Genomic DNA, 8,307 nt, shown 5'->3' with positions numbered 1-8,307 from the left:
ACCTGCGTGACCCGCAGTGCTCGTTGAGTGAAGTCAGCTATCTGCTGGGATTCGCTGACACCAGCAGCTTCAGCCGCGCCTTCAAGCGCTGGACCGGGATGACGCCGGGGCAGTTTCGGGATCAGTTGCGCTGATCCGAAATCATCACTGTGTGATCCAGCGCCTTCGCGAGCAGGCTCGCTCCCACAGTTGGAATGCGTTTCCTTGTGGGAGCGAGCCTGCTCGCGAAGAGGCCTGTCAATTCACCACAAACCCCAACTCAAACACCATTCCCGACACATCACTACTCACCCGCACCCGCCCGCCATGCAATTGCATGATCGACTGCACGATCGCCAAACCCAGGCCACCCGAATCTCCCGGTTCCGCACGTGAAGGATCGACGCGGTAGAAACGGTCGAACAGTTTGCCCAGATGCTCAGGCGCGATGACCGGGCCGTGGTTGTGCACTTGCAGCCAGCACATACCCGGTTCATCGAACCGTTGCAGGCTGATCAGGGTGCCGGGGTCGGCGTGGCGTACGGCATTGGCCAGCAGATTGCCGAGGGCGCGTTGCAGCAGTTGCTGGTCGGCGAGCAATTCGCCGTGCATGCGGTTTTGCAGTTTAAGGTCGCGGTCATCGGCCAGCGCTTCGAAGTAATCGCAGAGTTCGTCGCCGACGTTGCGCAAGTCCAGCGTGTGCAGATTGAGCGCACGTTCGGCCTGTTCGGCGCGGGCGAGGAACATCAGGTTCTCGGCCATGCGCTTGAGCCGTTCGAACTCTTCCATGTTCGAGGCCAGCACTTCCTGATATTCGGCCGTGCTGCGCGGATGGTTCAGCGCCTGGCCGTTGCTGGCGAGCAAGGTGTGCAGCGGCGTGCGGATTTCGTGGGCGAGGTCGGCGGAGAATTGCGACAGGCGCTGCACGCTGTCGTCCAGCCGCGCCAGCATGGTGTTGAGCGCGTGCACCGGCTCGCGCAGTTCGGTCGGTGTGCCCTCGGTGGGCAGGCGTCGATCGAGGCTGCGCAGATCGATGCTGCGCACCGCTTCGCTCAACTGATGCAAAGGCCGCAAGCCACGCCGCAGCAATAACAGGCCCAGAGCAAACGCGAGCACCGCGCCGAGGCCGACGGACAGATACAGACGCAGGCGATAACTGCCGAGCATCTGCTCGCGCTCGCTGAGCACTTTGCCGGCGATCACCGTCAGGGTTTCACCATTGGGGCCTTGGGCCAGGCCGGACAGCAAGGCCAGCTCGGCGCCGTCACTGGCCTGCCAGGTGAGCACGTCACGGCGCTGCGGAATTTGTTCTCGCGGTAATGCATTGAGCGCCGGCAATTCACGTTGGCGCGGGTTGATCGCGATCACGCTGGAACCGTCGGCCCGGCGCACCAGCAACAGACTGTCGAGATTGCCGAGCATGTTCTGATACAGCCGTGGCCGTGCCTGCAAGGCGTCGAGGCTGTCGCTGTCGGCGAGCAAGGCGCGTACTTGCTCGAGGCGACCGAGCAGGGCCATGTCGTCACGAAAGGCCAATTCCGAGGCCAGCGAGCGGTAGAGAAACACGCCGATTGCGCTCAGCACCAGCGCGCAGACCATGGCGAAGGCCAGCGCCAATCGCCAGGCGATCGACTTACTCCACATCGTCCGGCGCTTCCAGTTGATAACCGACGCCGCGCACGGTGTGGATAAGTTTCGGCATGTACGGGTCATCGACCTTGGCACGCAGACGCCGCACAGCGACTTCGACCATGTTGGTGTCGCTGTCGAAATTCAGGTTCCACACCTGCGAGGCGATCAGCGTGCGCGAGAGCACTTCGCCCTGGCGACTGGCGAGCAGTTGCAACAAGGCGAATTCCTTGTTGGTCAGGGCAATGCGCTGGCCGCCGCGACTGACCCGGCGGCGCAGCACGTCGATTTCCAGGTCGGCGATGCTGTACGACTCGGCTTCGCGCATCGGCCCGCGTCGCAGCAGCGTGCGTACGCGCGCGAGCAACTCGGCGAAGGCGAAGGGTTTGAGCAGGTAGTCATCGGCGCCCAGCTCAAGACCACGGACGCGGTCTTCAATGGCGTCCTTGGCGGTGAGAAACAGCACCGGTGTGGCGCCGCGCTGGCGGATCAGTTGCAGCAATTGCCAGCCGTTGAGGCCGGGCAGCATCACGTCGAGGATGATCAGGTCGTATTCCTGCTGCTCGATAAAATAGCGGCCGTCGAGGCCATTGAGCGCCACATCCACGGCGAAACCCGACTCGCCCAGGCCCTTGGCGAGGAAATTCGCGGTTTTGGCTTCATCTTCTACGACCAGCAAACGCATGGCACACCTCGATTGATCAGGTACACAGGCTAGGCGTGTTCGGCGCCGTTGCCCATTACAAACTTGTAATCCGCCTGACGGGGTTCTGACGAAGTGCGCCGGTTAAGGTGCTGACCTTCCCAACCGGAGCCTGCACATGACCGTCAAATACGTTGTCGCCAGCCTGATCCTCGGCCTCAGTGGCGCCGCGAGCGCCACGCCAGAACTGCCGCGCCACGCCGATCTCGACCTGAAAACCGCACGCTGGCTGGCGGACAAGGCGATGAGCAGTTGCCCCGGCACGGTGTCGGTGCTCGACCGTGGCGGCAACCTGCTGGTGACTCTGCGTGGTGACGGCGTTGGCCCGCACAACACCGCCGCCAGCCAGCGCAAGGCCTACACCGCGCTGTCGACCAAGACGCCGACGCGGCTGTTCGCCGAGCGCGCCCGCAGCAACCCGGAAACCGCCAACCTCAACACCCTCGATGATTTGCTATTGCTCGGCGGCGGCATTCCGTTGTTCGCCGGCAGCGAACTGGTCGGCGCGATGGGCGTGGCCGGTTCCGGCGGCGGTGAACAAGACGAAAACTGCGCCCGCGCCGCCGCCGACAAAGCCGGCCTGACCATCACCCGTTCCCAATAAGGAGATCCACCATGACCACCCTGCGCATGACCCTCGCCGTGCTCGGCCTGAGCGCTGTTTCCAGCCTGGCGCTGGCCGCCGGCAATCCGCTGAGCGTGCACGTGCTCAACCTGGAAAACGGCCTACCGTCACCGGGCATCAACGTCACTCTGGAAAAACACGTCGGCGAAAACTGGCAGCCACTGGCCCAAGGCACCACCAACGAACAAGGGCGGATTGCCGAACTGTTCCCGGCCAAACAGCCTTTTGAAGCAGGTGAATACCGCGTGGTGTTCAAGACCGGCGAGTACTACCAGAAGATCAAGCACGAGACGTTCTTCCCGGAAATTCCGGTGATCTTCCAGGTCAAGCAGACTGATCAGCACTACCACATCCCGCTGCTGCTGAGCCCGTACGGTTTCTCGACCTATCGCGGCTCGTAATCCAAACGCAGATCCTTCGTAGGAGTGAGCCTTTGTGGTGAGGGGATTTATCCCCGCTGGAGTGCGCAGCAGTCCCTTTTTCAGGGCCGCTGCGCGCCCCAGCGGGGATAAATCCCCTCGCCACAGGTGCCAGTTCCGACATTGGATCGGCGTGAGTTTTTAGATCGTGGCCAGGGCACGCAGTCTTGCGGCATCGAGGATTTCGATTTCGCCGTAAGCCAACCCGATAATCCCCTGCCCCTGCAGATCCTTGAGGATCTGATTGGTGGTCTGCCGCGACAGTGACAGCATTGCGGCCAATTGCTCCTGCGGCAGTTGCAGCACCCGACGCGGTGCGTCGAGTTCGCCGTAGCCTTCGGCGATCATCAGCAAGCGATGCGCCAGACGTGCCGGGGCTGGCAGCAGGCTCAGCTGTTCGAGATTGATGAACGCCAGGCGCAACTTGTGGCTCATCAGCAGCGCCAGATGCCGCCAGTACTGCGGCTGTTCGTCGAGCAGTTTGAGCAGCGCCGCCTGAGGGATATTCAGCAAGGTGCATGCCCCGACTGCATAGGCATCATGGGTGCGTGGCTGACCGTCGAACAGGCAGATTTCGCCGAACCAGTGCGGCGCCTCCACCAAACTCAGCAAAGCCTCCTTGCCCTGCTCGCTGACCGCGCCAATGCGCACGGCGCCATCGAGCACCGCGTACAGACCGCACGGCGCATCGCCACGCTGGAACAGCCGTTGCCCCGCCGTCAGCCGCCGCTCCCGGGCCAGCGCCAGCAGGCTATCCTGAAAAGATGCAGGCAAATGACTGAACCACTGGCCACTGAGCAACCGTGCACGAATTTGCATAACCACTCCTGGAGTGTCGCCTGCCCGACAGAGCGAACGCGGATCCCGAGGGATGATGCATTCAACCCCACTGGAGGAACAACAATGAAAAGCCTCGTCGACCACCTCAGTCAATACGCCGCCTACCACCGCGACCCGCGCAACATCGCCAGCCACTTTATCGGCATTCCGCTGATCGTGGTGGCGGTGGCTGTCCTGCTGTCTCGGCCGCAGTGGGAGCTGGGCGGGCTGTGGATATCTCCGGCGGTTTTTTTAGCGCTGGCCTCGGCGTGGTTTTACCTGCGCCTGGAATTGAAGCTCGGCGTATTGATGACCGTACTGATGGGCCTGTCAGTCTGGGCCGGGCATGCACTGGCGCAGCAGAGCACCGTGGTCTGGCTGAGCAGCGGCCTGGCGATGTTTGTGGTGGGTTGGGTGATCCAGTTTGTCGGGCATCACTATGAAGGGCGCAAACCGGCGTTTGTCGATGACATCAGCGGGCTGATTGTCGGGCCGTTGTTTGTCGTGGCCGAGCTGGCGTTTTTGCTCGGGCTGCGGCAGGAATTGAAACAAGAGATCGAGTTGCGGGCGGGGGTGGTGCGGGTCAATCCGAAGCGTGCGGCTGTTTAGACCGCTTTCGCGAGCAGGCTCGCTCCCACAGAAAAACGCATTCCAAATGTGGGAGCGAGCCTGCTCGCGAAGCTTTTGCTTTTAGAGGTTAGCGACTTTCTGCCAGACCTTCGGCTTGAAGAACAAGGTCTCACCCTTGGCCAGACCGATCAGGCTGTCGTGATCCTTGACTACTTCCGCTTCGATCAGATCCGTCTGCCCTTCCACTTTCAAGGTCACCCGCGTAGTCGCGCCCAGCGGGCGGATATCGCGCACTTCAGCGGCATGGTGATCTTCCAGCTCATGCCTGGATAATGACACTTCGTGCGGGCGGAACAGCACGTGATTGTCGTCGCTCAGCAGCAAGCGGTTCGAGTCGCCGAGAAAGTGATAAACGAAGTCGCTGGCCGGGTTTTCGTAGACGTCGCCCGGTGAGCCGATCTGCTCGATCACACCCTTGTTCATCACCACGATGCGGTCGGCGACTTCCATCGCTTCTTCCTGGTCGTGGGTCACAAACACTGAAGTCAGGTTGATGTCTTCGTGCAGCCGCGCCAGCCAGCGCCGCAGTTCCTTGCGCACCTTGGCGTCGAGCGCGCCGAAAGGCTCGTCGAGCAGCAGCACTTTCGGCTCCACCGCCAAGGCACGGGCCAAGGCGATACGCTGACGCTGGCCACCGGACAACTGCTCCGGGTAGCGATCCGACAGCCAGTCCAGTTGCACCATGTTCAGCAGTTCGTGAACCTTGGTGGCGATCTGGCTTTCGCTCGGGCGCTGGTTTTTCGGTTTCATGCGCAGGCCGAACGCGACGTTGTCAAACACCGTCATGTGGCGGAACAAGGCGTAATGCTGGAACACGAAACCGACGTTGCGATCACGCACATCGTGGCCGGAAACGTCCTCGCCGTGAAAAACGATGTTGCCCTGATCCGGGGTTTCCAGACCGGCAATAATGCGCAGCAAGGTGGTTTTGCCGCAGCCCGACGGACCAAGCAGCGCGACCAGCTCACCGCTGTGGATATCCAGGCTGATGTTGTCCAGCGCCTTGAACGCGTTGAAATTCTTGCTGACGTTACGCACTTCGATCGACATGAATTATTCCTCCGCGGCGCTGGCGCGCAGGCGGTTGATACGGTTTTCGCTCCACTGCTTGAGCAGCAGGATGAAGAGCGCCAGGATCAGCAACAGGCTCGCCACGGCAAACGCGGCCACGTGGTTGTATTCGTTGTAGAGGATCTCGACGTGCAGCGGCAAGGTGTTGGTCACCCCGCGAATGTGCCCGGAAACCACCGACACCGCACCGAACTCGCCCATGGCCCGCGCGGTACACAGCACCACGCCATAAATCAGGCCCCACTTGATGTTCGGCACGGTGACGTGCCAGAACATCTGCCAGCCGTTGGCACCGAGCAGGCGCGCGGCTTCTTCCTCCTGGGTGCCTTGTTCCTGCATCAGCGGAATCAGTTCACGGGCCACGAACGGCACGGTGACAAAAATCGTCGCCAGCACAATACCCGGCAGGGCGAAAACGATCTGGATGTCGTGATCCTGCAGCCATGGTCCGAACAGGCCCTGAGCGCCGAACATCAATACGTAGACCAGACCGGCGATCACCGGTGATACCGAGAACGGCAGGTCGATCAGCGTGACCAGCATGCTCTTGCCACGGAACGAGTATTTGCTCACGCACCACGCCGCACTGACACCGAACACCAGGTTCAGCGGCACCGAGATCAGCACCGCGAACACGGTGAGTTTCAATGCCGAAAGCGCGTCCGGTTCAAAGATCGCGGTGAAGAACGCGCCGAGGCCGTTTTTCAGACCTTGCGATACGACGATGAACAACGGCAGCAGCAGAAACAGGAAAAAGATCAGCCAGCCAAGGCCGATCAGGATTCTGCGCGAAGTGGTACTGCCGCGGCGTGCAGCGTTGGCCGAAGAGGCGGCCGCAATAGACGATTGGGACATGTTCGCGCCTCCTTATGGGGTTTCGATGCGCCGCTGCAGCAAGTTGATCAGCAGCAACAGGATGAAGGAAACCACCAGCATCAGTACGCCGATGGCGGTAGCGCCGGTGTAATCGTACTGGTCGAGTTTGACCATGATCAGCAGCGGCAGGATCTCGGTTTTCATCGGCATGTTGCCGGCAATGAAAATCACCGAACCGTACTCACCGACGCCACGCGCGAACGCCAGCGCAAAACCGGTCAGCCAGGCGGGCAGCAAGGCCGGAACCAGAATGTGGCGAAATACCTGCCATGGCTTGGCACCTAGGCACGCGGCTGCTTCTTCGACCTCACGGGGAATATCGGCCAGCACCGGTTGCACCGTGCGCACCACGAACGGCAGCGTGACGAAGGTCAGTGCGAGGGTGATGCCCAGCGGGGTGTAGGCGATCTTGAAACCGAGGTCAGCGGCAAATTGCCCGACCAGTCCGGCCGGTGCGTACAGCGCGGTCAGCGCGATACCGGCCACAGCTGTCGGCAGGGCGAACGGCAGATCGATCATCGCGTCGATCACCTTGCGCCCGGGGAAGGTGTAGCGCACCAGCACCCAGGCCAGCAATGTACCGATGATGCCGTTGATGATCGCCGCACACAGTGCGGTGCCGAAGCTCAGCTTCAATGCCGCCAGCACCCGCGGCGCGGAAATGATCGTCCAGAACTGATCCCAGGTCAGCTGGGCGGCGTGGACGAACATCGCCGCCAGCGGGATAAGCACAATCAGGCTGAGGTACACCAAGGTGTAACCCAGCGTCAGCCCGAAGCCGGGTATGACGGGGGAGATACGACGCGACATAAAAGTCCCTGGTTGAAAACGCATCAATGTGGGAGTGAGCCCTGTGGTGAGGGGATTTATCCCCTCACCACAAAAGCTCAGTCCCACATGTCATGTGCCCAGACATCAGGCCGGTTGAAGGCGAGATTACTGCGCCTGATAAATCTGGTCGAACACGCCGCCGTCGTTGAAGAATTTCGGCTGCGCGGATTTCCAGCCGCCGAAGTCCTTGTCGATGGTCACCAGTTCCAGTTTCGGGAACTGCTGTGCGTACTTGGCCGCTACGTCCTTGTCACGTGGACGATAGAAGTTTTTCGCGGCGATTTCCTGGCCGGCCGGGCTGTACAGATGCTTGAGGTAGGCTTCGGCGATCTGCGCGTTGCCCTTCTTCTCGGCATTCTTGTCGACCACCGCCACGGGTGGTTCGGCGAGGATCGACAGCGACGGCACGACGATGTCGAACTTGTCTGCGCCGCCGTCTTCTTTCAGCGCCAGAAACGCTTCGTTTTCCCAGGCTAGCAATACGTCACCCTGACCGTTGTTGACGAAGGTGATGGTCGAACCACGGGCGCCGGTGTCAAGGATCGGCACATGCTTGAACAGGGTTTGTACATATTCCTTGGCCTTGGCCTCATCACCGCCGTTGGCTTTCAGGCCATAGGCCCACGCGGCGAGGAAGTTCCAGCGCGCGCCACCCGAGGTTTTCGGGTTCGGCGTGATCACCGAGACATCGTTCTTGACCAGATCGCCCCAGTCCTTGATGCCTT

11 protein-coding genes are annotated in these 8,307 nt (G+C 61.3%); 4 read left to right on the top strand and 7 right to left on the bottom strand.

All coding sequences use genetic code 11. From position 1 onward, the window contains the following. The coding region (locus D6877_RS23280; protein WP_130912256.1) for a helix-turn-helix domain-containing protein at positions 1-134 on the top strand (134 nt) is incomplete at its 5' end. A 103-nt stretch (positions 135-237) separates the two neighbouring features. Here D6877_RS23280 and D6877_RS23275 read toward each other — a convergent pair. Both D6877_RS23275 and D6877_RS23270 read right to left on the bottom strand, forming a co-directional pair. Beyond that, positions 238-1,623, bottom strand: coding sequence for a heavy metal sensor histidine kinase (locus D6877_RS23275; protein WP_130912255.1), 1,386 nt, complete (start codon positions 1,621-1,623; stop codon positions 238-240). After that, positions 1,613-2,293, bottom strand: a complete 681-nt coding sequence (locus tag D6877_RS23270; protein ID WP_041477440.1) for a heavy metal response regulator transcription factor — start codon at positions 2,291-2,293, stop codon at positions 1,613-1,615. Before D6877_RS23270 ends, D6877_RS23275 begins: the two co-directional genes overlap by 11 nt. 136 nt (positions 2,294-2,429) lie before the next feature. Here D6877_RS23270 and D6877_RS23265 point away from each other — a divergent pair, with 136 nt between their 5' ends. Further along, positions 2,430-2,915 (top strand): heme-binding protein, encoded by a 486-nt coding sequence (locus D6877_RS23265; RefSeq protein WP_130912254.1) that lies wholly within the window; start codon positions 2,430-2,432, stop codon positions 2,913-2,915. An 11-nt stretch (positions 2,916-2,926) separates the two neighbouring features. Continuing rightward, positions 2,927-3,337, top strand: coding sequence for a hydroxyisourate hydrolase (gene uraH / locus D6877_RS23260; RefSeq protein WP_039756340.1), 411 nt, complete (start codon positions 2,927-2,929; stop codon positions 3,335-3,337). A 159-nt stretch (positions 3,338-3,496) separates the two neighbouring features. On the opposite strand, the gene D6877_RS23255 is transcribed toward uraH, so the two are convergent. After that, complete coding sequence (locus D6877_RS23255) at positions 3,497-4,174, bottom strand: Crp/Fnr family transcriptional regulator (protein ID WP_130912253.1); 678 nt, start codon at positions 4,172-4,174, stop codon at positions 3,497-3,499. A gap of 84 nt (positions 4,175-4,258) precedes the next feature. Between D6877_RS23255 and D6877_RS23250 the strand changes: the two genes are divergently transcribed. Further along, positions 4,259-4,783 carry an Mpo1-like protein gene (locus D6877_RS23250; RefSeq protein WP_130912252.1) on the top strand — a complete coding sequence of 175 codons (525 nt, stop codon included), beginning with the start codon at positions 4,259-4,261 and terminating at the stop codon, positions 4,781-4,783. A gap of 81 nt (positions 4,784-4,864) precedes the next feature. Here the strand turns inward: D6877_RS23250 and D6877_RS23245 are convergent, their stop codons facing one another. The 4 genes from D6877_RS23245 to D6877_RS23230 form a co-directional block, all read right to left on the bottom strand. Beyond that, positions 4,865-5,854 carry a sulfate ABC transporter ATP-binding protein gene (locus D6877_RS23245; RefSeq protein WP_122747893.1) on the bottom strand — a complete coding sequence of 330 codons (990 nt, stop codon included), beginning with the start codon at positions 5,852-5,854 and terminating at the stop codon, positions 4,865-4,867. A 3-nt stretch (positions 5,855-5,857) separates the two neighbouring features. Continuing rightward, positions 5,858-6,730: a sulfate ABC transporter permease subunit CysW gene (cysW, locus tag D6877_RS23240; protein WP_130912251.1), complete on the bottom strand. Its 873-nt coding sequence runs from the start codon at positions 6,728-6,730 to the stop codon at positions 5,858-5,860. Between the two features lie 12 nt (positions 6,731-6,742). Continuing rightward, positions 6,743-7,561, bottom strand: a complete 819-nt coding sequence (gene cysT / locus D6877_RS23235) for a sulfate ABC transporter permease subunit CysT (RefSeq protein WP_016772245.1) — start codon at positions 7,559-7,561, stop codon at positions 6,743-6,745. A 126-nt stretch (positions 7,562-7,687) separates the two neighbouring features. Next, positions 7,688-8,307: sulfate ABC transporter substrate-binding protein (locus D6877_RS23230; protein ID WP_130912250.1), on the bottom strand; the 620-nt coding region annotated here is incomplete at its 5' end.

The organism is Pseudomonas sp. Sample_9 (assembly GCF_004307535.1).
In the GTDB taxonomy this organism is placed as follows: domain Bacteria; phylum Pseudomonadota; class Gammaproteobacteria; order Pseudomonadales; family Pseudomonadaceae; genus Aquipseudomonas; species Aquipseudomonas mercuritolerans.
The sequence above is the reverse complement of the archived record's forward strand: the minus strand, read 5'-3'. Positions and strand labels throughout refer to the sequence as shown.

Coding starts and splice junctions, on each gene's coding strand:
- cysT (WP_016772245.1), bottom strand. CDS start 7,561: ATGTCGCGTCGTATCTCCCCCGTCATACCCGGCTTCGGGCTGACGCTG.
- D6877_RS23265 (WP_130912254.1), top strand. CDS start 2,430: ATGACCGTCAAATACGTTGTCGCCAGCCTGATCCTCGGCCTCAGTGGC.
- D6877_RS23255 (WP_130912253.1), bottom strand. CDS start 4,174: ATGCAAATTCGTGCACGGTTGCTCAGTGGCCAGTGGTTCAGTCATTTG.
- D6877_RS23270 (WP_041477440.1), bottom strand. CDS start 2,293: ATGCGTTTGCTGGTCGTAGAAGATGAAGCCAAAACCGCGAATTTCCTC.
- uraH (WP_039756340.1), top strand. CDS start 2,927: ATGACCACCCTGCGCATGACCCTCGCCGTGCTCGGCCTGAGCGCTGTT.
- cysW (WP_130912251.1), bottom strand. CDS start 6,730: ATGTCCCAATCGTCTATTGCGGCCGCCTCTTCGGCCAACGCTGCACGC.
- D6877_RS23250 (WP_130912252.1), top strand. CDS start 4,259: ATGAAAAGCCTCGTCGACCACCTCAGTCAATACGCCGCCTACCACCGC.
- D6877_RS23275 (WP_130912255.1), bottom strand. CDS start 1,623: ATGTGGAGTAAGTCGATCGCCTGGCGATTGGCGCTGGCCTTCGCCATG.
- D6877_RS23245 (WP_122747893.1), bottom strand. CDS start 5,854: ATGTCGATCGAAGTGCGTAACGTCAGCAAGAATTTCAACGCGTTCAAG.